Origin of the sequence: Salifodinibacter halophilus, from assembly GCA_012999515.1 — a bacterium.
In the GTDB taxonomy this organism is placed as follows: Bacteria; Pseudomonadota; Gammaproteobacteria; order Nevskiales; family Salinisphaeraceae; genus Salifodinibacter; species Salifodinibacter halophilus.
Genome location: JABEEB010000835.1, coordinates 1 through 231, shown reverse-complemented (window position 1 = coordinate 231; position 231 = coordinate 1). Strand labels below are relative to the sequence as shown.

1 protein-coding gene is annotated in these 231 nt (G+C 68.8%); it reads left to right on the top strand.

Annotated features, from left to right (window positions below):
- On the top strand, positions 1-231 hold a 231-nt coding region (locus HKX41_13915), incomplete at both ends, for a ribosome biogenesis GTPase Der (protein NNC25229.1).

The window sequence follows — 231 nt, the reverse complement described above, 5'->3', positions numbered from 1 at the left end:
GTCGCGGTTGACATGGAGCGCGATGGCCGCCTGTACCGGCTGGTCGACACCGCCGGCGTGCGGCGCAAGTCCAAGGTCGAGGAAGCGGTCGAGAAGTTCTCGATCATCAAGACCCTGCAGGCGATCGAGCAGTGCCAGGTCGCGGTGGTCATGCTCGACTGCACCGAGGGCGTGACCGACCAGGACGCCAGCGTGCTCGGCTACGCGCTCGACGCCGGCCGCGCGCTGGTG